Source organism: Curtobacterium flaccumfaciens (assembly GCF_004361695.1).
GTDB classification, from domain to species: Bacteria; Actinomycetota; Actinomycetes; order Actinomycetales; family Microbacteriaceae; genus Curtobacterium; species Curtobacterium flaccumfaciens_B.
This window is the reverse complement of the sequence record NZ_SNVW01000004.1, coordinates 40031-63478: the sequence shown is the minus strand read 5'-3', so window position 1 is coordinate 63478 and position 23448 is coordinate 40031. Positions and strand designations below refer to the sequence as shown.

The 23448-nt window shown below is 72.4% G+C and carries 20 protein-coding genes and 1 tRNA gene; 13 read left to right on the top strand and 8 right to left on the bottom strand.

From position 1 onward, the window contains the following. Positions 1-14 precede the first annotated feature (14 nt). Positions 15-2636 (bottom strand): helix-turn-helix transcriptional regulator, encoded by a 2622-nt coding sequence (locus EDF64_RS07185; protein WP_243736288.1) that lies wholly within the window; start codon positions 2634-2636, stop codon positions 15-17. 285 nt (positions 2637-2921) lie between these two features. On the opposite strand from EDF64_RS07185, the gene EDF64_RS07180 reads away from it, so the two are divergent. Both EDF64_RS07180 and EDF64_RS07175 read left to right on the top strand, forming a co-directional pair. Further along, positions 2922-4073, top strand: coding sequence for a Dyp-type peroxidase (locus EDF64_RS07180; protein ID WP_243736287.1), 1152 nt, complete (start codon positions 2922-2924; stop codon positions 4071-4073). After that, the gene (locus tag EDF64_RS07175; RefSeq protein ID WP_133519357.1) at positions 4070-4870 is read left to right on the top strand and encodes a family 1 encapsulin nanocompartment shell protein; all 801 of its coding nucleotides are present in this window, start codon (positions 4070-4072) and stop codon (positions 4868-4870) included. The genes EDF64_RS07180 and EDF64_RS07175 overlap by 4 nt, the downstream gene beginning before the upstream one ends. A gap of 96 nt (positions 4871-4966) precedes the next feature. Here EDF64_RS07175 and EDF64_RS07170 read toward each other — a convergent pair whose 3' ends face one another. The 4 genes from EDF64_RS07170 to EDF64_RS07155 all read right to left on the bottom strand — a co-directional run bounded on the left by EDF64_RS07170 (position 4967) and on the right by EDF64_RS07155 (position 8205). Continuing rightward, positions 4967-5818 (bottom strand): helix-turn-helix domain-containing protein, encoded by an 852-nt coding sequence (locus EDF64_RS07170; protein WP_166645640.1) that lies wholly within the window; start codon positions 5816-5818, stop codon positions 4967-4969. A gap of 139 nt (positions 5819-5957) precedes the next feature. Beyond that, positions 5958-6344: a nuclear transport factor 2 family protein gene (locus EDF64_RS07165; RefSeq protein ID WP_133519355.1), complete on the bottom strand. Its 387-nt coding sequence runs from the start codon at positions 6342-6344 to the stop codon at positions 5958-5960. After that, positions 6328-7044 (bottom strand): DUF1275 family protein, encoded by a 717-nt coding sequence (locus EDF64_RS07160; RefSeq protein ID WP_133519354.1) that lies wholly within the window; start codon positions 7042-7044, stop codon positions 6328-6330. The genes EDF64_RS07165 and EDF64_RS07160 overlap by 17 nt, the downstream gene beginning before the upstream one ends. 3 nt (positions 7045-7047) lie before the next feature. After that, on the bottom strand, positions 7048-8205 hold the full coding sequence (locus EDF64_RS07155) for an FAD-dependent monooxygenase (RefSeq protein ID WP_133519353.1): 1158 nt from the start codon (positions 8203-8205) through the stop codon (positions 7048-7050). A gap of 309 nt (positions 8206-8514) precedes the next feature. Between EDF64_RS07155 and EDF64_RS07150 the strand changes: the two genes are divergently transcribed. From EDF64_RS07150 to EDF64_RS07140, 3 genes are read left to right on the top strand one after another with little or no spacing between them, the layout of a single operon-like run. After that, positions 8515-9747: a D-alanyl-D-alanine carboxypeptidase family protein gene (locus EDF64_RS07150; RefSeq protein WP_166645639.1), complete on the top strand. Its 1233-nt coding sequence runs from the start codon at positions 8515-8517 to the stop codon at positions 9745-9747. Then, entirely contained in the window at positions 9744-10313 is a 570-nt protein-coding gene (locus EDF64_RS07145; RefSeq protein WP_133519351.1) for a GNAT family N-acetyltransferase, read from the top strand. Before EDF64_RS07150 ends, EDF64_RS07145 begins: the two co-directional genes overlap by 4 nt. Before the next feature lie 10 nt (positions 10314-10323). Then, a complete protein-coding gene (locus tag EDF64_RS07140) occupies positions 10324-11700 on the top strand; it encodes a serine hydrolase domain-containing protein (RefSeq protein ID WP_133519350.1) in 1377 nt (458 codons plus the stop codon). Between the two features lie 4 nt (positions 11701-11704). Here EDF64_RS07140 and EDF64_RS07135 read toward each other — a convergent pair whose 3' ends face one another. Both EDF64_RS07135 and EDF64_RS07130 read right to left on the bottom strand, forming a co-directional pair. Continuing rightward, complete coding sequence (locus tag EDF64_RS07135) at positions 11705-12346, bottom strand: hypothetical protein (protein WP_133519349.1); 642 nt, start codon at positions 12344-12346, stop codon at positions 11705-11707. A gap of 47 nt (positions 12347-12393) precedes the next feature. Next, positions 12394-13188 carry an SGNH/GDSL hydrolase family protein gene (locus EDF64_RS07130; RefSeq protein WP_133519348.1) on the bottom strand — a complete coding sequence of 265 codons (795 nt, stop codon included), beginning with the start codon at positions 13186-13188 and terminating at the stop codon, positions 12394-12396. Between the two features lie 23 nt (positions 13189-13211). Between EDF64_RS07130 and EDF64_RS07125 the strand changes: the two genes are divergently transcribed. From EDF64_RS07125 to EDF64_RS07105, 5 genes are all read left to right on the top strand, one after another. Continuing rightward, the gene (locus EDF64_RS07125) at positions 13212-14375 is read left to right on the top strand and encodes an acyl-CoA dehydrogenase family protein (protein ID WP_133519347.1); all 1164 of its coding nucleotides are present in this window, start codon (positions 13212-13214) and stop codon (positions 14373-14375) included. Between the two features lie 39 nt (positions 14376-14414). Then, entirely contained in the window at positions 14415-15665 is a 1251-nt protein-coding gene (gene dinB, locus EDF64_RS07120; protein WP_133519346.1) for a DNA polymerase IV, read from the top strand. 155 nt (positions 15666-15820) lie between these two features. Continuing rightward, positions 15821-17620 carry a DEAD/DEAH box helicase gene (locus tag EDF64_RS07115; RefSeq protein WP_133519594.1) on the top strand — a complete coding sequence of 600 codons (1800 nt, stop codon included), beginning with the start codon at positions 15821-15823 and terminating at the stop codon, positions 17618-17620. A 34-nt stretch (positions 17621-17654) separates the two neighbouring features. Continuing rightward, on the top strand, positions 17655-17873 hold the full coding sequence (locus EDF64_RS07110) for a hypothetical protein (protein ID WP_071293938.1): 219 nt from the start codon (positions 17655-17657) through the stop codon (positions 17871-17873). Between the two features lie 32 nt (positions 17874-17905). Further along, the gene (locus EDF64_RS07105) at positions 17906-19234 is read left to right on the top strand and encodes an NAD(P)/FAD-dependent oxidoreductase (protein ID WP_133519345.1); all 1329 of its coding nucleotides are present in this window, start codon (positions 17906-17908) and stop codon (positions 19232-19234) included. Positions 19235-19709: 475 nt separating this feature from the next. Here the strand turns inward: EDF64_RS07105 and EDF64_RS07100 are convergent. Then, positions 19710-19795: transfer RNA gene (locus EDF64_RS07100), tRNA-Leu, on the bottom strand. A 161-nt stretch (positions 19796-19956) separates the two neighbouring features. Here EDF64_RS07100 and EDF64_RS07095 point away from each other — a divergent pair. From EDF64_RS07095 to mshC, 3 genes are all read left to right on the top strand, one after another. Then, positions 19957-21273: a M20/M25/M40 family metallo-hydrolase gene (locus EDF64_RS07095; RefSeq protein WP_133519344.1), complete on the top strand. Its 1317-nt coding sequence runs from the start codon at positions 19957-19959 to the stop codon at positions 21271-21273. A 62-nt stretch (positions 21274-21335) separates the two neighbouring features. After that, complete coding sequence (locus tag EDF64_RS07090; protein ID WP_133519343.1) at positions 21336-22166, top strand: undecaprenyl-diphosphate phosphatase; 831 nt, start codon at positions 21336-21338, stop codon at positions 22164-22166. Beyond that, complete coding sequence (mshC, locus tag EDF64_RS07085; protein WP_133519342.1) at positions 22163-23407, top strand: cysteine--1-D-myo-inosityl 2-amino-2-deoxy-alpha-D-glucopyranoside ligase; 1245 nt, start codon at positions 22163-22165, stop codon at positions 23405-23407. The genes EDF64_RS07090 and mshC overlap by 4 nt, the downstream gene beginning before the upstream one ends. Positions 23408-23448 lie beyond the last annotated feature (41 nt).

Below are 23448 nucleotides of genomic sequence, written 5' to 3'. Positions count from 1 at the left end.
CCCGAGCCCGACGCCTAACCCGCCCGTTCGAGCCCGAGCAGCGCATCGCGGAGCCCTGCCCGGGTCGTGACGCCGAGCTTCGGGAACAGCCGGTACAGGTGCCCGCTGACCGTGCGCGGCGACAGGAAGAGCTGGTTCGCGATCTGCTTGTTCGTGAGCCCCGCGGCGGCGAGGGACGCGACGCGGCGCTCCTGTTCGCTGAGGTCGGCCGACTCGATCGAGACCGTCGGTTCGCCCGCACCGCCCGCGACGCGGAGCTCGGACTGCGCCCGCCGCCGCCACTGCTCGGCCCCGAGCCCCTCGAACACGCTCGCGGCCAGCCGGAACTGCGTGCGTGCGTCCAGCGGGTGCATGTTGCGCCGCAGCCAGTCGCCGTACGCGAAGCGGACGCGCGCGACCTCGTACGGTGCCGTGTCGACGTCGACGGTCGCGAGGGCGTCCTCGAACGCGCCCCGGACGTCAGGACCGACGTCGAGGACGGCTCGCGCCGCCCGCAGGATCAGCGCCTGGCGCGGGGAGACGCGGCTCCCGATCCGCTGCTCGGCCGTCTCCAGCAGCGCGATGCCGTGGTCGTGGAGCCGGAGCCGCGCCGCGCACTCGGCGGCGTCCAGCAGCTCGACCGGGCCGTAGCCGTCCGCGACCCAGCGACTGCCCACCGGTGGCCGCGTGACGGACCGGGCATGCGCCTCCTCGAATCGTCCCATCGCGACGTCCAGCGACGTGCGCGCGTGGTCGGCGGCGCGCGCGACGAGCGGGGCGCCGTGCTCTCGCGCCCACCGCGTCGCCGTCTCGGCCTCCTCCACAGCCCGCTCCGCCTCGCCCTGCACGGAGTGGACCACTGCTTGGAGGGCGTCGGTCAGTGCGACGAAGGTCGAGGCGCCCCACCGGTCGGCGGTGTCGCGGAGCCGTTCGAGCACCGCGGTGGCGGCGCTCAGCCGCCCGGCCTGGAACGCCGCCACCGCGTCGCGGCAGGACCGGAAGTACCCGAGGAGACCCGTCGTGCCGGCCCGACCGAGCATCGCCTCGACCAGGTCGCGCCGCGGGTCGGTCGCGTCGAGGAGAGACCAGGCGACGTGCAGCGCCACCGCCTTCCAGGGCTGGGCGTCGGCGGCCGAGGCGCGGGCGTCCCGGTACAGGGCCGCACGCTCGTGCTCCGACCGGGTGCCGTCGACGCAGTCCTCGACCAGGCGCAGCACCGGGTCGAGGTCGCGGTCGGCAGCGAGCGAGCGGGCGTCGTCCCACCACGAGTGGTCGCCGCGCAGGAAGCAGAGGACGTACAGGGTGGTGACGAGCAGGTCGTCGTCGGTGCGGTCGTCGTGGTCTGCGGCGACGAGGGCGGCGAGGACGGCGCGTCGGCAGTCGCGGACCTCGCCCGAGCGGACGGCTCGGACGAACTCCGTCGCGGCCGTCATCGCCGGCAGCTGGTCCGCACCGGATCCAGCGAGCCGGTCGCATTCGGCGTCGACGACGTCGAAGTCACCGATGAACGCCGCGACCGCCGTCGCTCGGGCACGCAACCGGCACTTGCGGTCGTCGGAGGACGCCAGGCGCGCGGCCTCGGTCAGTGCGGTGACGGCGTCGTCCGGTCGCCGGAGCCGGAACGACTCGTCGACGAGGGCCGTCAGGCGGTCGGCCAGGCGATCGTCGTCTCTCGGGGACACCGCTGCGAGGGCGAGGACCCGGAGACGTTCCGGCACCCCGGCGGTGGTGGCGACCACCGACCGGACACGTCGGAGTTCGGCCTCGGACGCCGTCGAGAGCAGGTACGCCCGCACGACGGGGTCGCGGACCAACGACCCCGTTCCGGCCGAGGAAGCCGACGGGCCACCGGTCGTCGACGTCCGGTCCGCAGCGGAGAGTTCGAGTTCCGAGTCGGGCGGGAACTCGACGGACGCGATCGAGGCGAACAGGGCTGCCTCGCGCTCGTCGCGCGTGAGCCGGTCCACGACCCGGGCAGCGCGCTCCGCCGCCGGGCCGAGGGGCGGGTAGGCGACGGGGAACGGAGCCGAGCGGCTCGTGCGGGACTCGGCGGTCCAGGCCTGACCGACGAGGCGCAGCAGGAACGGGTTGCCGGCGGCGAGGCGGCGGAGGAGCGCGACGCGGGTGGCGGGGAGGTCGACGCGGTCCCGCCGGAGCAGGTCGTCGATCGCCGCTGCCCCGAGCGGGCGGAGCGGGACGGACCGCAGGCCCTCCCAGCCGGGGACGGTCTCCCGGTCGTCGACGGCGACCACGCACACCGTGCCGGGGACGTGCACCATGTCCGCGAGCAGGCCGTGCAGCTGGGTCCGAGCGCCCTCGGCGAGCGTGTGGAAGTCGTCGACGAGGATGACGTGCCGGCCGGCGCGGGACGAGCCGCGCTCGGTGGTGCCCTGGACGAGCGCGACCCACGGCTCGAACGAGGACGCCGAGATCACCGGGTCGCCCCCGGACGCACGCAGCTGCACGACCCGGTGCCCGTCGGCCCGAGCCGCTGCGGCGATCCCGGCGAGGGCATGGGTCTTCCCGGCACCGATCGCTCCTTCGACGATCATGAAGCGGTCGTCGGCCGTGGACGACGGGTGGACCGCCCGGCGGAGCAGGTCGTCGTCGTGGTCGTCGCCGCGCGTCGGTCGCGCGTCCGAGATGCTGATGGTCATCGTTCGCTCCTCGATCATCGGTGGTCGTCCCGGTCGGCCGGTGCGCCCGTCCGGTGCGTTCGGACGATACTGAGCGGTCGTTCATCCGCACATCACCCCTCGACGGTGAGCGCATCCCCTCCCCGGGCAGGGTCACGGCGAGTCATCCGACTCAGGCGTCGGCATCCGCACGCCTGCGACGCTCGGAGCAGCACCACCGTGAGCAGGAGAGGCGGAGCCCATGACGTCGACCCACGTCGCACCACAGACGCGTCGTGCTCGCCGGACGACCAGCGAGGACCACCGGTGACGCCGTCGGGAGCGCGGGTCCCGATCGACGCGCAGAGCGTCGACGCACCGCTGTCACGGTCGGCCGTCTTCCTGACGATGTCGATCGGACCGGACGACGACGACCTCGACGCCGTGCGCGACGTCATCGCGGACCTCGACGGGCTCATCAAGACCGTCGGCTTCCGAGACCTCGGGGCGCACCTGTCCTGCGTCGTCGGCATCGGCGCGACCGCCTGGGACAGGTTCATCCCGCACGCCCGGCCGCGCGAGCTGCACCCCTTCACACCGATCGCCGGCGGGAAGCACGACGCCCCGGCGACGCACGGCGACCTGCTCTTCCACATCCGGGCCGAGCGGCAGGACTTCTGCTTCGAGTTCGAGCGGCTCCTGCTCGCGGCCCTCGGCGACCACGCCGTCGTCACCGACGAGGTCTCCGGGTTCCGGTACTTCGACACCCGTGACCTCCTCGGGTTCGTCGACGGCACCGCGAACCCCGTCGCGCAGGACCTCGACGCCTCCGCGCTGGTGGGGGAGTCCGACCCGGCCTGGGCCGGTGGCAGCTACGTCGTCGTGCAGAAGTACCTGCACGACCTGGCGGGCTGGGACGCGCTCGGGACGGACGCGCAGGAACGGATCATCGGGCGGTCGAAGTCCGACAACGTCGAACGCGACAGTGCGACCGAGGCGAGGCCGTCGCACAAGACGCTGGCCACGATCGTCGACGACGACGGCGTCGAGCACGACATCCTCCGGGACAACATGCCGTTCGGGCGGCCGGGCAGCGACGATTACGGCACGTACTTCATCGGGTACAGCGGCGAGCTCTGGGTGCTCGAACGCATGCTCGAGCGGATGTTCGTCGGCGATCCCCCCGGCACGTACGACCGGCTGCTCGACTTCTCGCGCGCGGTGACCGGGGCGACGTTCTTCGCGCCGACGCACGACCAGCTCGTGGACCTCGAGGCCCTGGCCGCGGCTCCGCCGCAGGGACCAGACGCGGCCCCGGAGCCGAACGCACCGGAGCCGTCCCCGGCCCCGTCCCCGGGGCCGGACGCGACAGTACCGGCCCCCGCTCCCGACCACGACCTCGGCATCGGATCCCTGCGACGACCGCAAGGACGGACACGCCCGCACGGACCGACACCACCGCAAGGACGGACACCATGAACCACCTCCTCCGAGAACTCGCACCGTTCGGCCCCGACGCGTGGGCGATGCTCGACGCCGAAGCACGGGACCGCCTCGTCCCCGCCCTCACCGCCCGCCGGGTCGTCGACTTCGACGGTCCGTACGGCTGGCAGCGGTCCGCGGTCGACCTCGGCCGGACCGACGCGATCGAGGGCACGCCCGGCATCAGTGCCCGTCGACGGCGGGTGCTCCCGCTCTGCGAGGTCCGCGCCGAGTTCACGGTCCGGGTCGAGGAGATGGTCGACTTCTCGCGGGGCGCGACCGACGTGGACCTCGGCGCGCTCGACCAGGCGGCACTCCGCATCGCCGCGCTCGAGAACGGGGCGGTCCTCCGCGGGTGGGACGCCGGCGGGGTCGTCGGCGTGGGCGGCGCATCGACGCAGCCCACCCAACCGCACGACGGGACCGCGGAGTCGGTCCGGGTCGCGGTCACGAACGCGGTCGCAGCGCTCCGCGACGCCGGGGTCGACGGTCCGTACTCGTTCGTCTGCAGCCCGCTCGACTGGGCGTCGGTCGTCGAGACCGACGACGCGGGCTACCCACTGCGGAAGCAGATCGAGGGCATCATCGGCGGGCACGTGGAGCGGGCGCCGGGGGTCGAGGAGTCCGTGGTGATCAGCCTGCGGGGTGGGGACTTCGACCTGACGATCGGCGAGGACCTGACCCTGGGGTACCTCCACCACGACCGCGACGACGTCTCGCTCTACGTCGAGGAGACCTTCGCGTTCAAGGTCAACACCCCGGAAGCAGCGGTGCGCGTGGTCCGGACGCTCTGACGCCGATCGGGAACGAGCCGGAGCCGGCGGACGCCCGACGACGACCCGTCCCGCACCGCACGATCGTCAGGATGACGACAGCGACGACAGCGACGACTACGGCGACCACGGCGACGACGGCGACGGGACCGTGCCCCTCCGCGCATCGAGGAACGCGACCGCGGCCGCGCTCTCCGGCGAGGACGGGAACAGCGGCGTGATCGTCAGCCCGTCCGTCCCGGGGACGACGAGGAGCGACCACTCGAAGTCGAGCCGGCCGAACGGCGGCACGTCCTGCACGAACGCACCGTTCGTCAGGATCGCCACGTCGTAGCGTCCCCAGAGCTCGGCGAATTCGGGGGAGTGCGTCACCAGTCCGCCGAGCACCTCGTGCATCCGCTCGTCGCCGGGGTCGGCGCTGAGGCGGAAGACGGCGACGATCTGCGCGGCCCGCGCCTGCCACTCCTCCGGGGAGTACTTCGCTCGGCAGGCGTCGGAGAACACGTACTCGATCCGGTTCTGCCCGCGACTGAGGGCGCCTCCGCCGATCGCCTCGCAGAGGGCGTTCGACGCGACGATGTCGAGGTTCCGGTCGGCCACGAAGACCGGGGTGCCGTCCCACCGGCGCACGAGCCGGCGGAGTTCGTCGTCGCTCGGTCGCCGCCCGCGCCCCGGAGCGTCGGGCATCGGAGCGGGGTCCGCGATGCTCCTGAGGTACGCGGCGCCGTCGGCGTCGAGTCGGAGAGCACGTGCCAGCGCGGCGAGGACCTGGGCGGAGGGGACGTGCTCCCGTCCCTGCTCGAGCCGCACGTAGTACTCGGTGCTGATGCCGGCGAGCTGCGCGACCTCGGCCCGCCGCAGGCCCTGGACGCGACGCCGGTCGTCAGCCGGAAGTCCGGCATCGGACGGGCTGACCGCCGCTCGTCGTGCCCGCAGGTAGCTGCCGAGCAGCGAGGAGTCGGCCGTCACGCGGACAGCCGCCGGTACTCGGGTCGGAACACGCTCCGATCCTAGACAGCCGCACAGCCGCACAGCCGCACAGCCGCCCGCGCACGCGCGCCCGCGCACACGCCCGCCCGCCTGCCTGCCGCGCACCCGCGCCCACCCCTCACCCCTGCAACTGCCGCCACGCCGTGATCTGGAAGTCCCGCACCTCGAAGCAGGCGAGACTCATGAGCGTCCGTTCCGGCCCCCCGGGGAACCGCACGTGGATCGTCTGGTCGAGCATCACGATCGACCCGCTGGACGCGACCCGGTCCGGCACGATGTCGAACACCTCGAAGCTCTCCAGGATCGCGGCGCACAGCTGCAGCACCGCCGCACGCCCCCGGATCTGACTGCAGGTGGCGGGTTGGTAGACCACGTCCGTGTCGAGGAACGGCACGAGCTGGTCGAGGTCACGGGCGCGGAAGTTGTCGAGGAAGTCGCGCACCACGAGTTCGTTCTCGAGCGACGCCGTCATCCTGGACAGCGCGTCGTCAAGCGGGTCGAGCACGAGGTCCCCTCCGTTCGTCTCGGGTGAGCACGACCAGCGCGGAGCCGGTCGTGACGAGTGGGAGCAGCGGGACGACCAGCGGCGCGGCGTGGACGAGCGCGGTCCCGGTGACGGCGCCGACCAGGAGCGCCAGGACGACCATCAGTTGCACCAGTCGCACGCCGGGTCGGCGCGCCGCGAGCTCCTCGACGAGCGAGGTCAGCGTCCCGGTGACGAACGTCGTCGTCACGCCCGAGGCGCCGGAGATCCGTTTCGCCAGCACCGTCTGCGTGCCGAGCGCCGCGGCCGAGAGCGCGATCATCCCGCACGCCCCCACGGTCCCGACGTGACCGCGGGTCGCCGCCCACGCGACGAGCAGGCCGACCTGCAGGGTGACGCTGGCCAGGGCGAGCAGCCGGGAGGCGCGGGGCGGGTAGGTCGTGCCGGTCACCGGCTCGGGTGACGCCCGGAAGGCCGTGAACGCCGCGGCCGCGAAGACCACCAGCGCGGTCGCCGCGCCGGCGACGGTGACGAGCCAGCCGGGGCGTGTGAACATGCCGAGGAGCACGAGGTTGCCGGTCATGTTCGCGGTGAAGATGCCGCCGAGGAGCAGGAACGCGAACGCGTCCGCCGCCCCGGACCCGAAGGCGAGCAGCACGAGCACGGTGCCGAGGCGTGCGCCGGGCGCCGCCGCGGCGTGCGTGTCGCGACCGCCCGGCATGCGTCAGCCCTCCCGTGCGAAGGGCATCGAGCGGCCGAGTCGGACGCCGTACTGCGCGACCGCGCGGGCGACGTCGAGCCGGTCGCTGGCGTAGGTGGACAGTGCGGCGTCGAGCGGTCGTCGCGCCAGGGCGTCGCTCAGTGCGAGGGCGTCGCCGGCCGCCTTCGCGGCGCCCATCGCGGTGTGCGGCCGCACGACGGCCGCCGCATCGCCCGTCAGCAGGGCGCGTCCGGCGACGAGGCGCGGTGCGACGTAGTCGACGATGGCCTGGAGGAACGGGGCCGGTTCCGCCAGGACGGCTGCGGCGAACTGCGGGGGCAGTTCCGACACCGCGTCGGAGTGCAGCTCGTCCCGGAGCAGGTCCGGCAGGTCGCCGGGCGCGAGGGAGCTCCCGGTGGGCGGACGCCCCGATTCGCGCATGATCCGTTCGAGCCGACTCGGCCCGAGGGGTCGGTACCAGACCCAGTTGTACCGGCGGAGACCGGGTTCGGTCTCGCCGCCGGGTCCCGGCACCAGGTAGCCGAGCACGTGCGAGTGCGGACCGGTGAAGAACGCGAAGCGCTCCAGCAGCACGTCGGCGGCGTCACCGTGCAGCGCCCGCTCCGGGATGAGTCCGCGCCAGGTGCTGTAGCCGACGTACCGGTTCGTGTGCGCCTCGGGCGCGACGAACCGGCGGACCGCGGAGTTCGCGCCGTCGGCCCCGACGACGAGGTCGAAGGACCGGGCGCGCCCGTCGGCGGACACCACCTCGGCGTGGGCGTCGTCCGCACGGACCTCGTCCACCCGGTGGTCGAGGAGGTACTCGTCGGCGTCGAGCTGGTTGCGGAGGGTCACCCAGAGGTGGTCCCACGAGACCTGCGTCTGCGGGGTCCGGTCACGGGAGACCACGTGACCGGACTGGTCGAGCGTGATCCGTTCGTGCGCGAGGACCCCGACGTCGGCCGCACGGTCGAGTCCGAGGCGGCGGAGCACGAGGAAGAGGTCTTGCTGTGCGACCAGTCCGGCCCCTCGTCGCTCGAGGCCGGTCGGGGACCGCTCGAACACCGTCACGTCGTGGCCGTCCTGCTTGAGCAGGGTCGCGGCGAACAGGCCGCCGAGCGATCCGCCGACGACGGCGACCCGGCGCCGGGTCGGCGACCGGAAGGGGGTGGAGGTCGTCATCGGCGCAGCCCTACTCGAGGCGCTTCTCTTCGGCTTCCTCGGCGCGTCGTTTCTCCTCCTCGTGCGCCTCCTCGACCTTCTCGATCGCTTCCTCGCGGGGCTTCTTGTCGGTCATCGTGCGTGTCCTCTCCAGGTTGGTTCGGGAGTCCCTCGGAACGCCATCCCATCGAGACGCCGGGCGGCGCACCAGAGTCGCTTGACTGCACTTCCGCGATCCGCACCGGGGCGTGCCCGAACACGAGCAGAACTCGACACCAGCGGCATGTCCTCGCAGGCTCCCGCGGCCGGCCCCCGGTACGCTCGGTTCCCGTGTCACGAGTCGTCCGCCGCCCCCGTTCCGCCGTCCGGAGGCCGGTGACGATCTCGGTCGTGGCCGTGCTCGTACTGGCGATCGCCTACCTCGTCGCCGCGGCCGTCGTGCCGTTCGCCCCGGCGAGCGCCTCGACCACCACGTACTCGGCGCCGACGTCCTCGGTGCCGGACCTGACCTTCCCGGGCTACGGCGCCACCGCGGTCGAGGCCACCGATTTCCCGGAGAGCCTCCGGACCAGTGGCGACACGAAGCCCCGGTCGATCGCCAGCATCTCGAAGGTCGTCACGGCACTCGTCGTCCTCGACGCGAAGCCGCTGCAGCCCGGCCAGCCCGGACCTTCGATCTCGTTCACCCCGGAGATGCAGGGCCTCTACGCGAAGTACCTCGCGGTGAACGGCGAGGTCGCGCCGATGCCCGCCGGCCTGAAGCTCTCCGAGTACCAGACGCTCCAGGTCATGCTGATGAAGTCGGCGAACAACTACGCGGGCTCGCTGGCGATCTGGGCGTTCGGGTCGCTCGGCGCCTACGACCGTGCCGCCGACTCGTGGCTCGAGCGGCAGGGCCTCGACCACACGACGATCGACGAACCGACCGGGCTCGACGCGGACAACACCTCGACCGCGTCGGACCTCGTGAAGCTCGGCCAGCTCGCGCTCGCGAACCCGGTGGTGAAGGAGGTCGTGGGCACGAAGCAGGTCACCGTGCCCGGTGCCGGCGAGATCGAGAACTCGAACAAGCTCCTCGGACTGGACGGCGTCGAGGGCATCAAGACGGGCACCCTCGACGAGGCCGGTGCCTGCCTGCTGTTCGCGGCGACGTACGAGCGCGGCGGCAAGTCCGTGACCGTGGTCGGCGCGATGCTCGGCGGGGTCGACCACGACTCGCTCGACGTCGACGTGCAGCGCCTGCTCCGGTCGGTGGCGGACAACTTCCAGGTCGTCACGCTCACCCACGCCGGGCAGACGTTCGGCACCTTCGCCACGCCGTGGCAGGACGAGGCCGACGCGGTGGCGAAGTCCGCGTCCGAGGTCCTGGTGTGGGGGAAGACGACGGTCTCCGCCAAGGCGCACCTCGACCGCATCACGCTCGGCACGAAGGGGGAGCGTGTCGGGAAGGTGCGGTTCACGATCTCGGACCACGACCCGGTCACCGTGCCCCTCGTGCTCGAGCGCTCGATCGACGACCCTGGCGTGTGGTGGCGGTGGACGAACCCGTTCCAGGGCGCGTGACGAAGCCACCGGCCGCGCACCTCCGCCCGTGGGCGCCGGCGGATGCACCGGGGCTCCGCGCCGCGTCGGCCGATCCGGAGCTCGCACGCCAGCTCGGCGGCGCGCCGTTCGACGACGTCGCCGCGGCCGCCGCGTTCATCGCCACCCGGTACCGGCACGACGAGCACGCCCGCACCTGGGCCGTCGTCGACGAGCACGGCACCGTGGTCGGCTCCGTGAGCGCGACGGCCGTCGAGTACGGGCACGGCACCGCGTGGATCTCGTACTGGCTCGTGCCCTCGGCACGGGGCCGCGGGCTGGCGACCCGCGCTCTGGTCGCCGCCGCCGAGGACGCCTTCGCCCTCGGGCTGCACCGCCTCGAACTCGGGCACCGCACGAACAACCCCGGCTCGTGCGGTGTGGCGCGCCGCGCCGGCTTCGCGGCGGAGGGGATCGAGCGCGAGAAGCTCCGGTACGGCGACGAGCGGTTCGACGTCGAGACCCACGCCCGACTCACGACCGACCCGGCCCCCGACGTCCGTCCGCTGCCGATCGTGCCCCGGGCGATCGTGGCCGCGGGGTCGTAGTGTCGGACGCGTGACGACGACGTTCCCCCGCACTGCCCCGTCCACCCTCGGCATCGACGCCCGCGGCATCGCGGCGTTCCTCGACGCCCTCGAGTCCACCCCGGGCGTGGAACCGCACGGTCTCGTGCTGCTCCGCCACGGTCAGGTCGCGGCGGAGGGCTGGTGGCGGCCGTACGACCGCGACCGCGTCCACCTGCTCTACTCGCTGAGCAAGAGCTTCACCGCCGCGGCCGTCGGGATCGCCGTCCGCGAGGGGCGCATCGACCTCGACGCCACCGTGCTGTCGTACTTCCCGGAGCTCGACGCCGAGGTCACCGACGACCGCAGCCGCCGCATCCGCGTCCGGCACCTGCTGGCGATGGCGAGCGGCCACCGCGAGGAGACGATCGACCGTGTCCGTGCCCTCGACCCGGAGGACACCGTCCGTGGCTTCCTCCTCCTGCCGCCCGACGAGGAGCCCGGCACGGTCTTCGCCTACAACCAGCCCTGCACGTACACCCTCGGCGCGATCGTCCGCCGGGTGAGCGGCGTGTCCCTCGTGGAGTACCTCCGTCCCCGGCTGCTCGACCCGCTCGGCATCGACGACCTCGCCTGGCGGCGGGACGACTCCGGCGCCGAGCTCGGGTACAGCGGCTGCTACGCCACGACGGAGTCGGTGGCGAAGCTCGGGCAGCTCTACCTGCAGCGCGGCGTGTGGGACGGCGAGCGGATCCTCGACGAGGGCTGGGTCGCAGCGGCGACCAGCACGCAGGTGGCGAACCCCGACGAGGCCAACCCGGACTGGCGACAGGGCTACGGCTTCCAGTTCTGGATGGCCCGCCACGGCTTCCGCGGCGACGGCGCGTACGGCCAGTTCTGCGTCGTCCTGCCGGAGCAGGACGTCGTCCTCGCGATCACCGGTCAGAGCCTCGACATGCAGGCGGTCCTCGACGCGGCCTGGCAGCACCTGCTGCCCGCTGTCGACGCCGACACGGCCGGGGACACCGGCCTGGAGGCGCGACTCGCCTCCCTCGGACTGCCCGCGGTCGCGGGTGGTCGGCTCCCCGACCTCGCTGCCGCCGGCCCGTTCCGGCTGCGGGCGGGCGCGGCGCTCGACCGTGTCGGCTTCCAGCGGGACGCCGACGGACTCCGGCTCGGCTTCTCGGCCGACGGGGCTCCGGAACGGGTGTCGGTGCCGGTCGGTGAGGGCGAGTGGGCCGTCGACCACGGCCTCGCTGCGAGCGGAGCGACCCAGCCGGACGGCACGGTGCTCGTCGCGCTCCGCTTCCTGGAGACGCCGCACCTGCTGTGGCTCAGCGTCGACCCCACCGCCGGCACCGTCGGCGGGCGGTGGAAGACCGAGCCCCTGCACGACGGCGCATCGTCGCTCCACCGCCCGGCCGACTGACCGCTCAGGCGAGCGGTTCCGGGGCGATCACCGCAAGCGCCGCCCCGACCAGCACGAACACCCCCGCGAGCCACAGGAGCAGCATGAGCGCGCCGAGTCCCCACTCGCCGAGGACCCGGTGGAACCGCGTCGGGCCCGCCCGTCCGATCACTGCGTCCACCTGCGATCGCCCGCCCGTCTCGATCGGCCCGAGCAGGACGAGGACCGAAGCCGCTCCGGTCAGCACGACGGCGCCGTGCACTGTGCCCAGTTGGGTGAAACCGCGGTACGGCAGGACCAGCGCGCGCGACACGCGCACCCGACGCTGCCCGAGCACGGTCGGCGCAACGATGACGTCACCCTCCCGCCAGCAGGCGCCGGGGGGAGCCGCGATGCCGAGGAGCCATGGCCAGAAGACACCCGTGATCAGGACCACGACGACGGCGCCGTTGGGGAGCCACGCGACCGGGAACCCGTCGGCGTCGACGCCGAGCCGTGCCCACTCGCCCCGGGTCGCGATCGCGGAGACGACGGCGACGGCGGTGACCACCAGGAGTGCTCGTCCGGACCAGAGCACGACCCGCAGGAGCGGCGAACGCCTGCGCGGCGGCGGCTCGCCGAGGTCGGTCGCACGGTGTCGGGGAGCCGGTTGGGTGATCGGGTTCATGACGACTCGATCCTGCCGGACACCCGGGCCGCGCCGCGTTCCCCCGACTACGGGGTGTCGGACTTGTGGTGGATGACGTCCTGCAGCTCGGGACGCTTCGGGGTCACGCCGTCGCCGGAGGACGTGTGCTTGATGCGCCGGACGACCCAGGGGACGAGGTACTCCCGCGCCCAGCCGAGGTCCTCGGCGCGGGCCTCACGCCACGGCCGGGCCTCGAGCGGCTCCGGGTTGAACGGCGCGAGCCCGTGCTCGACCCCGAGGGCGTCGAGCACGGCGGCGGCGACGGTCGCGTGGCCCATCGGGGAGTGGTGCAGGCGGTCGGGAGCCCACATCCGCGGGTCGCGGAGGACGCGGAGCGCCCACATGTTCGCGACGAGGGCGCCGTGCTTCAGCGCGATCGCATGCAGGTTCTCGTTGTAGATCGCCGTCTTGCCGCGCACCATGCCGAGCACCGGGGTCATCCCGACGTCGGGCCCGGTGAAGAGCACGACCGTGGCGCCGTCGCTCCGCAGCCGCTCGACCATCCGGTCCACCCGCTCGGCGAGCTCATCCGGGTCGGAGCCGGGCCGGATGATGTCGTTGCCGCCCGCGGACACGGTCACGAGGTCGGGGCGGAGCGTCAACGCCGGTTCCACCTGCTCGTCGATGATCTGCTGCAGCAGGCGACCGCGGATGGCGAGGTTGGCGTACGCGAAGTCCTCGGTCTGGTTCGCCAGGACCTCGGCCACCCGGTCCGCCCAGCCGCGGTTGCCGCCCGGCACCGTGGGGTCGGGGTCACCGATCCCCTCGGTGAACGAGTCACCGATCGCGACGTACCTGGACCACGGATGACGATCTGACACGTCTCGGACCATAGTCTCGTGCCATGACGAAGGCCAACACGGCACCCACGGGCTGGACCGCGCCGGAGGACCTGCTCGACCGCATCGCCGCGCGCGCCCCGGGCTTCGACGCGGCCAACGCGTTCTGCACGGAGGACCTCGAGGAACTCCGGGCAGCGGGCTACCTGCGGATCGGCGTGCCGGTGGACCAGGGCGGGTCCGGTCTCGGGCTCGCCGCCACGAGCGCCGTGCAGCGGCGCCTCGCCCAGGCCGCGCCGGCGACGGCGCTCGGTCTCGGGATGCACCAGGTGTGGGTGCAGGCGGCGCGGGCCGTCACCGCGCGAGGTGAGTCGTTCCTCCAGGCCGTCACCGACCACGCGTCGGACGACCACCTGCTCGCGTTCGGGGTGAGCGAACCCGGCAACGACGCCGTCCTGTTCGACTCGTCGACGACGGCGGAGCCGGACGGCGACGGCGGCTACCGCTTCACCGGCACCAAGGTGTTCACCTCGCTCGCCCCCGCGTGGGACGTCCTCAGCGTGTTCGGCAAGGACGAGACCGGGCCGGAGCCGCGGCTCGTGCACGGCTTCGTGCTCCGCTCGGACGGCGACGTCGAGCACCTCGACGACTGGGACACGCTCGGGATGCGGGCGACGCAGAGTCGGACGACGAAGCTGCACGGCGTGCGCGTGCCGGCGGAGCGGATCGTGCGGTCGCTGCCCGTCGGGCCGAACCAGGACCCCCTCGTGTTCGGGGTCTTCGCGTCGTTCGAGCTGCTCATCGCGTCGGTGTACGTCGGCATCGCCTCGCGTGCGGTGTCGCTGGCGGTGTCGGCGGTGCAGTCGCGCACATCGCTCGACGGGACGCCACGGTCGCAGGACCCGGACGTGCGCCGGGCGATCGCGGACGTGCGCGGGTCGGTCGACGCGATCGAGCTGCAGGTGTCCTCGCTCGCGCGGTCGGTCGACGACCTGGACGACCTCGGAGCGCGGTGGTTCCCGCTGCTCGTGGGGACCAAGGCGCGGGCGGTGGACACGGCGCAGCACGTCGTGGACGAGGCGATGCGGGTCGTCGGGGGAGGCGCCTACCGCGCGGGCAGCGAGCTGGCGCGGCTGGCGCGGGACGTCCGGGCGGGGCAGTACCACCCGTCGTCGCGGGACTCGGCGGCGCGGACGATCGCGGCGTCGGTGCTCGGCCCGCTCGGCTGAGGCGCGGGCGATGTCGGTGGGGGCTGGCATCATCACCGTGTGAGCAAGCAGGACGGACGAAACCGGCTGGTGTCCGACGCGCCCGTCGACGACGTGACCGCCACCGTGCTGCACGTCGACATGGACGCCTTCTTCGCCTCGGTCGAGCTCCTCGACCGCCCGGACCTGGTCGGGCTGCCCGTCATCGTCGGGCACGACTCCGACCGCTCGGTCGTCACCGCCGCCACCTACGAAGCCCGCAAGTACGGCGTGAACTCCGCGATGCCGATGGCCGTCGCGAAGCGCCGCTGCCCCGCCGCGATCATCGTCGAGCCGCACTTCGAGAAGTACCGGGCCAAGTCGGACGCCGTGATGGCCGTCTTCGACCGCTTCACGCCCCGCGTCGAGAAGCTCGGCATCGACGAGGCGTTCCTCGACGTCGCCGGGGCGCTGCGGCTCTACGGCACACCGTGGGAGATCGGTCGTGCGATCCGGGCGGCCGTGTTCGCCGAGACGGGGCTGCACTGCTCCGTCGGCGCCGCGTCGACGAAGTTCGTCGCGAAGCTCGCGTCCAGCCGGTCCAAGCCGGACGGGCTGCTCGTGGTTCCCGCGGCCGACACCGTGTCGTTCCTGCACCCGCAGCCGGTCTCCGCGCTCTGGGGCGTCGGCGGCAAGACGCAGGAGACCCTCGAACGCCGGGGGATCCGCACCGTCGGCGACCTCGCGACCACACCGCTCGGGTCGCTCGTCTCCGCCCTCGGTCCCGCCGGCGGGCAGCGCCTGCACGACCTGTCGTGGGGGCGGGACCCCCGCACGGTCGAGAGCGGCGTCGGCGAGAAGTCGATCGGGCACGAGGTCACGTTCGGACACGACCTGACCGAGCGCGACGACGTGGCGCGCGAGCTCCTGCGCCTCGCCGACAAGGTCGCCGTGCGCCTCCGCCGTGCCGACGTGCAGGCCCGCACGGTCGCGCTCAAGGTGCGGTACACCGACTTCACCACCCTCACCCGCTCCCGGACCCTGGCCGAACCCACCGACGTGGCGAAGCGCCTGCACCGCGAAGCCGTCGAGCTGTACGACGTGCTGCACCGGCCGGGCAACCAGATCCGCCTGATCGGTGTCCGCGGCGAGAACCTCGTACCGGCCGCGGCGAGCAACGCCCTCTGGGACGACGACGCGCCGTGGCGCGAGACGGAGACCACGGTCGACGCGGTCGCGGCGCGCTTCGGTGCAGGCGTGCTCCGACCGGCGTCCCTGGTCCGCGGCACGCCCGAGGGGCACGTCCCGCACGCTCGGCAGGACCGAGGGTGACGGTAGAATCTGCTGAAGTGAGCGCAGCCGAGTACACCGATCAGCCAGGGCCCGGGGACCAGCCCGCGTCCCTGTGGGACGACTCCGCAGCGGCCGACCAGGCGTTCTCCGGGGTCGACGCCGACGGCACCGCAGCAGCTGCTCACGACGACGCCGTGGCCGCTGCCGAAGCAGCCGGCAACGCGGCCGTCCAGCACCTGTCGCCGGCCTTCCCGGACCGCGCTGCCTGGGGCACCGCGTCCAAGCTCCGCGCCTGGCAGGTCGAGGCCCTGACGAAGTACTTCGAGAAGGAGCCGCGCGACTTCCTCGCGGCGGCGACCCCCGGGGCCGGCAAGACCACGTTCGCCCTCCGGCTCGCGACCGAGCTGCTCGCCCGCGGCACCGTCGACCGGATCGTCGTCGTCGCGCCGACCGAACACCTCAAGCGGCAGTGGGCGGATTCGGCGGACCGGGTCGGCATCCGGATCGACCCGATGTTCAAGAACGGCGACGGCATGTTCGGCCGGCACTACCAGGGCGTGGCGATCACCTACGCCCAGGTCGGCATGAACCCCGAGGTCCACCAGAAGATCACCGAGGGCGGCCGCACGCTGGTCGTCCTCGACGAGGTCCACCACGGCGGGGACGCCCTGACGTGGGGCGACGGCATCAGAGAGGCCTTCTCGAAGGCCACCCGACGGCTCTCGCTGTCCGGCACCCCGTTCCGCTCCGACACCGCGCCGATCCCGTTCGTGCAGTACGCCCCCGACGAGCAGGGCATCCGCACCTCGATCTCCGACTACAACTACGGCTACGGCCGCGCTCTGAAGGACGGCGTCGTCCGCCCGGTGCTGTTCATGGCGTACGCCGGGCAGATGCGCTGGAAGACGCGCATGGGCGACGAGATGTCGGCGTCGCTCGGCGAGCAGGTCACGAAGGACATCACCGCCCAGGCGTGGCGGACGGCACTCTCGCCCGAGGGGGAGTGGATGCCCGCCGTGCTCTCGGCGGCCGACAAGCGCCTGACCGAGGTCCGCCGCGGCGTCCCCGACGCCGGCGGGCTCGTCATCGCGACGGACACCACCACCGCCCGCGCGTACGCACGCATCCTGCAGCAGATCACCGGCGAGCGACCCACGGTCGTGCTCTCCGACGAGGTCGCGGCCTCGAGCCGGATCCAGGCCTTCGCCGACGACACCTCGCGCTGGATGGTCGCCGTCCGCATGGTGTCCGAGGGCGTGGACGTCCCACGGCTCTGCGTCGGCGTCTACGCCACCAGCGCCAGCACGCCGCTCTTCTTCGCCCAGGTCATCGGCCGTTTCGTGCGCGCCCGTCGTCGCGGCGAGACCGCGAGCGTGTTCCTGCCGAGCGTGCCCGGGCTGATGGCACTGGCGGCGACGCTCGAGCTCGAGCGGGACCACGCCCTCGACCGCCCGAAGGACGCCGACGACGGGATGTACAACCCCGAGGACGCGATGGTCGCCGAGGCCAACAAGGAAGACCGCGCGTCGGAGAGCCTGCTCGAGGTCCAGCCGTTCGAGGCGCTCGACTCGCAGGCGTCGTTCGACCGGGTGCTCTACGACGGCGGTGAGTTCGGCACCGGGGGAGAGGTCGGCTCGCTCGAGGAACTCGACTTCATCGGCATCCCCGGGCTCCTCGAACCCGACCAGGTGCGCGACCTGCTCCGCGCTCGACAGGCCACGCAGGTCAAGCGTGCGAAGGGCCGCGCCCCGAAGGACGGGATGCCCAAGCAGGCAGAGCCGGAGAACCGTCCGATGTACCAGACGATCAAGGAGCAGCGGTCCGAGCTGCACCGGCTCGTCTCCATCTGGTCGCGGCACTCGAACGAACCGCACGGCGCGATCCACGCCGAACTCCGGCGGATCAGCGGCGGACCGGCCGTGGCGCAGGCGAGCATCGAGCAGATCCAGAAGCGCATCGACGTGCTGCGCTCCCGGATCGGCGGACGCCGGTGACCCGGACCCCGTCGGTGACCACCGGGACGCGTCCGTGATCGAACCCGTCGACGACCGCACCTGGTACGTCAAGCGCGACGCGGAGTCCTCACCCGAGGCGATCATCGACCGCTTCGGCGGCGGGTACCGCCTCCGACGGTTCTCCCTGACCGAGTCCCGCCGCACCCCGCACGGCGTCTACACGGGCGTCGAACTCGCCGAGACCGCCTGGTGGCGCCTGCGGGATCGGCCGCGCGGCGGCGCGGCCTCATGACACACCAAGGCATTCTCCGGTAGACCGGGGGAATGGCAGACTCGATCCCTCACGTCCTCGTCCTCGGCGGCGGCTCCGCTGGCTACACGACCGTCAAGCAGCTGCAGAAGCACGCGGCCACGGTGCCGATGCGCATCACGCTCGTGGACCAGAACACGTACTACACGTACCTGCCGTTCCTGCCGGAGGTCGCCGGCGGCCACATCGCGCCGAAGGACGTCACGGTGGAGCTGCGTCGCGCGCTCCGGAAGACCCGCGTGATCCAGGGCAAGGTCACCGGCATCTCGTCGGCCGACAAGACGGTCACGATCGCCACGGCCGGCGGTGACGACCGCACCCTCGGCTACGACCAGCTCGTCGTCGCGCTCGGCTCGGTCACGCGCACCTTCCCGACCCCCGGGCTCGAGGAGTTCGGCGTCGGCTTCAAGAGCGTCGAAGAGGCGGCGTACGTCCGCGCGAAGCTCCTCGACAACATCGCCAAGGCCGCGGCCACCCGCGACGAGGACGAGCGTCGCCGTCTGCTCACGAGCATCTTCGTCGGCGGTGGCTACACCGGCGTCGAGGCGATCGGTGAGCTCTTCGACGTGTCTCAGGCCGCCATCAAGACGTACCCGTCGCTCGCCGGCGAGCACCCTCGTTGGGTCCTCATCGACGCCCTCGACCGTGTCGCCCCCGAGGTCGGCCCCGAGCTGTCGAAGTGGACCCTCGAGTCCCTCCGCGCCCGCGGCATCGACGTCCGCCTGAAGACCACGATGCCCAGCTGTGAGGGCGGCGTCGTGAAGCTGTCGGACGGCGACGAGTTCGCCACCGGGCTGCTCGTCTGGACCGCTGGCGTGAAGCCGAACCCGCTCCTCGACGCGTCCGACCTGCCGCGCGGACCGAAGGGGCACCTCGCCGCGAACGCGAAGCTCCAGGTCGAGAACGAGGAGACCCACGAGGTCGTCCCCGGCGTCTGGGGTCTCGGCGACGTCGCGCAGGTGCCGGACCTCACGGCCGACAAGCAGCCGGCGTACTACCCGCCGAACGCCCAGAACGCCGTCCGTCAGGCCGTCGTGGCCGCGGACAACGTCGTCGCGACGATCACGGGCAAGCCCCTCGAGGAGTACCGCCACCCGTCGATCGGCACCGTCGCGTCGTACGGTGTCGCCAAGGGTGCGGCGAACATCAAGGGCATCAAGATGACGAACCTGCTCGCGTGGCTCGCGCACCGCGCGTACCACGTGTACGCGATGCCGACGCTGAACCGGAAGGCCCGCATCATCATCGGCTGGGTCACCGGTGCCGTGTCGGGTCGCGACGCGACGTCGCTCATCAAGGAGACGGACCCGCGCCGCAACTTCGTCGAGGCGTCGAAGAGCTAGACGCGACCGTCTGACTGCCTGGAGGCGCGGTGCCAGCTGGCACCGCGCCTCCAGTCCGTCCCGGGGTCACGTGTGCGTGTGCATGGTGCGTCATCCCACTCGTCGTTCGACGCGTGCGTCGTCGCCTGATGCGCGCGCATCGGCCTCGTCGGCACCGCAACCGTCCGTACGACAACGTCGACGTCGTACGACATCGCGTGTGTCGCACCCCTGCGTCGGCAACAGTTGCAAGCGCGGGGCAGCGACATTGTCGACGTCGTACGACATCGCACGTGTCGCATCCCGTCGACCAGCGCGCCCGTCCTGGAGCCCCACGCCGCACCCTGAGCGCAGCGAAGCGGTGCCCGGCCGCGAGCGCAGCGAAGCGGTGCTGGCCGAGGCGGTGATGCCCTGAGCGCAGCGATGGCGGCACTCGCCGGGAAGACCCAACAGAAAATGCCCCCCGACCGCAAGGTCAGGGGGCATTAATTTTCTGTGTCCGAGGGGGGACTTGAACCCCCACGCCCTAATACGGGCACTAGCACCTCAAGCTAGCGCGTCTACCAATTCCGCCACCCGGACAGGGTGTCTGGTGTCTGTTTCCCGGGTTTTCCCCGGCGTTCCTGCCGAGAGAAGACACTAGCACGGGTCTGAACGCTCGATGAACACGGCAGCGCATCCCGGGCGCGTCCCGCGGTGTCACGCGCCGCAGCGGGGTCGGCACCGACCGGTAGCGTGGGGGCATGACCAACCCGGAGGCCACGCTGACCGACCTCGAGGCCACCGCGGCGATCGCCCGCGACCTCATCCGCATCGACACGACGAACTGGGGCGAGGGGAAGTCCCGCGGCGAGACCGAGGCGGCGCACTACGTCGAGGCGAAGCTCCGGGCGCTCGGGCTCGAGCCGCAGTTGTTCGAGTCGGAGCCGGACCGGGTGAGCGTCGTCGCGCGGGTCCCCGGGCGGAACCGCGACAAGCCGGCGCTGGTCGTGCACGGACACCTCGACGTGGTGCCGGCGGACCCGGCGAACTGGTCGGTGGACCCGTTCGGCGGCGAGGTGAAGGACGGCATGCTCTGGGGTCGCGGTGCCGTCGACATGAAGAACATGGACGCGATGATGCTGACGTCCCTCGGCGACGTCATCGAGCAGCACGGCGCCCCCGAGCGCGATCTGGTCATCGCGTACTTCGCCGACGAAGAGGCCGGCGGGGTCCTCGGGGCGCACCACGTCGTCTCGCACCACCCCGAGGTCTTCGCCGGGGCGACGGCGGCGATCAGCGAGGTCGGCGGCTACTCGATCACGCTCGGCGACCGACGCGCCTACCTCCTGCAGACCGGCGAGAAGGCCCTGATGTGGATCAAGCTCACCGCGACGGGCACGGCGGCGCACGGGTCGCACGTCATCCGCGACAACGCGGTGACGAAGCTCGCGGCGGCGGTCGCCCGCATCGGCAGCGAGGAGTGGCCGGTTCGGTTGTCGGCGACGACGGACGCGATGGTGGCCGAGGTCGCCCGGTTCCTCGGGGTCGACCCGACGGTGACCGGCCCGGACGAGGTCGCCCTGGCGACGGGTTCCGCCTCGCGCTTCATCCACGCGGCGCTGCACACGACGACCAACCCGACGGTGCTCTCCGCGGGCTACAAGCACAACGTGATCCCGGACCAGGCCGAGGCACTGGTCGACATCCGCTGCCTGCCGGGTGACGAGGACGCGGTGCTCGCCCGGGTCCGTGAGCTCGCCGGCGACGACGTGACGATCACGATGACCCACCAGGACGTCGGCCTCGAGCAGGACTTCGGCGGCCCGCTGGTCGACGCCGTGCGCGACGTCCTCGACCGCCACGACCCCGGCGCCCCGGTGCTGCCGTACCTGCTCTCCGGCGGGACGGACAACAAGGCGCTCTCGACGCTCGGCATCGCGGGCTACGGCTTCGTGCCGCTGCAGCTGCCGACCGGTGTGGACTTCCCGGCGATGTTCCACGGCGTCGACGAGCGCGTGCCGCTCGCGTCGCTGGCGTTCGGTCGGCGCGTCCTCGGCGACCTGTTGGCCACGTACTGATATTGTTCGTGGTCGCCTTCGTGGCGGTGTCCTGACCGACCTTCGCGCGAAAGGCCAGCCCGATGCACATCCTCGAGGCGATCTTCCTCGGCTTCGTCCAGGGACTCACCGAGTTCCTGCCCGTCTCGTCGAGCGCCCACCTGCGGATCGTCGGGCTGTTCCTGCCCGACGCGAAGGACCCGGGAGCCGCCTTCACCGCGGTGACGCAGCTCGGCACCGAGACCGCGGTGCTCATCTACTTCTGGCGGGACATCACCCGGATCATCGGGCGCTGGTTCCGCTCCCTGTCGGGGAAGACGGTGCCGCGGAACGACCCGGATGCCCGCCTCGGCTGGCTCGTGATCATGGGCACGATCCCGATCGGGATCGCCGGGCTGCTCCTCAAGGACTCCATCGAGACCACGTTCCGGTCGCTCTGGATCGTCGCGATCGTCCTCGTCGTGTTCGGCATCGTGCTCGGGCTGGCCGACGTGCTCGGACGGAAGGTCCGTCGCATCGAGCACATGACCTTCGGCGGCGGCATCCTGATCGGGCTGGCCCAGGTGCTCGCCCTCGTCCCCGGTGTCTCGCGCTCGGGCGCGACGGTGTCGATGGGTCTGGCGCTCGGGTACACCCGTCCGGCGGCCGCTCGGTTCGCCTTCCTGCTCGCCGTGCCCGCGGTGTTCCTGTCGGGGCTGTACGAGGCGGCGACGAGCCTCGGCGACACCGGTGCCCCGTTCGGCCTCGCCGACACGCTCATCGCGACCGTGGTGGCGTTCCTGGTCGGCTTCGTCGTGATCGCGGCGTTCATGAACTACATCAGCAAGCGCAGCTTCCTGCCCTTCGTGGTCTACCGGATCGCACTCGGTATCGTTCTCCTCGTGTTGTTGTCGCTCGGAGTGATCCAGCCGTGAGGGCCTGGCAGGTCCCGTCCGTCCCCGAGGTCCCGGGTTCCGCGCCCCGCCCCGTCGTGCACGACACGGCGAGCGGCAAGCCCGTGGACCCCACCGGCGGCGAGGAGCGTGCCGCGCTCTACGTGTGCGGCATCACCCCGTACGACGCCACCCACCTCGGTCACGCGGCCACCTACCTGGCGTTCGACACGCTCGGCCGGGTCTGGCGCGACGCCGGGCTCGAGGTCGAGTACGCGCAGAACACCACCGACGTCGACGACCCGCTCCTCGAGCGTGCGACCCGCGACGGTGTCGACTGGCGGGAGCTCGCCGCGTCCCAGATCGACCTGTTCCGTCGCGACATGGAGTCGCTGCGGGTCCTGCCGCCGGACGACTTCGTGGCCGTCACGGACGAGGTCGAGCGCATCGCCGAGGCGGTCGCGTTCCTGCAGGAGACCGGCTACGCCTACGCCGTGCCGACTCCCGAGTCCGAGGGCGACGACCTCTACTTCGACGTGAACCGCCCGACCGAGGCCTGGACCCTCGGCGACGAGAGCGGCCTCGACCGCGAGACGATGCTCGCCCTGTCGGCCGAACGCGGCGGCGACCCGGACCGTGCCGGCAAGCGCGACCCGCTCGACCCGCTGCTCTGGCGTGCGGCCCGTGCGGGGGAGCCGAGCTGGGACAGCGCCGTCGGCCCCGGACGCCCCGGCTGGCACATCGAGTGCAGCGTCATCGCCGGTGACCGGCTCGGCCTGCCGATCAGCGTGCAGGGCGGCGGCAGCGACCTGGTCTTCCCGCACCACGAGATGAGCGCGGGGCACGCAGCCGCGCTCGCGCACCAGCCGCTCGCGGCCGCGTTCGTGCACACCGGCATGATCGCGTACCAGGGCGAGAAGATCTCGAAGTCGCTCGGCAACCTCGTCACCGTGCGAGGGTTGCTCGACGACGGCGCCGACCCGCGGGCGATCCGGCTCGCGCTCCTGTCGCACAAGTACTCCGACGACTGGGAGTGGTTCGACACGGAGCTCACCAGCGCCACCACCCGCCTGGCGACGTGGGACGCGTGGGCCTCCGGAGCCGACGCCGGACACGCGGACGACGCGGCCGAGGTCGCGGCACGCGTCCGTGCGCGGGTCGCCGACGACCTCGACACGCCCGGCGCCGTCGCGGCGGTCGACACCGCCATCGCCGGCGGGACCGCGGTCACGCCCGACCTCGTCGACCTGGTCGACGCCCTGCTCGGCATCCGCCTGGGCTGAACGCCTGGGCTGAACGCCTGGCTGAACGGTGCTGGCGACCA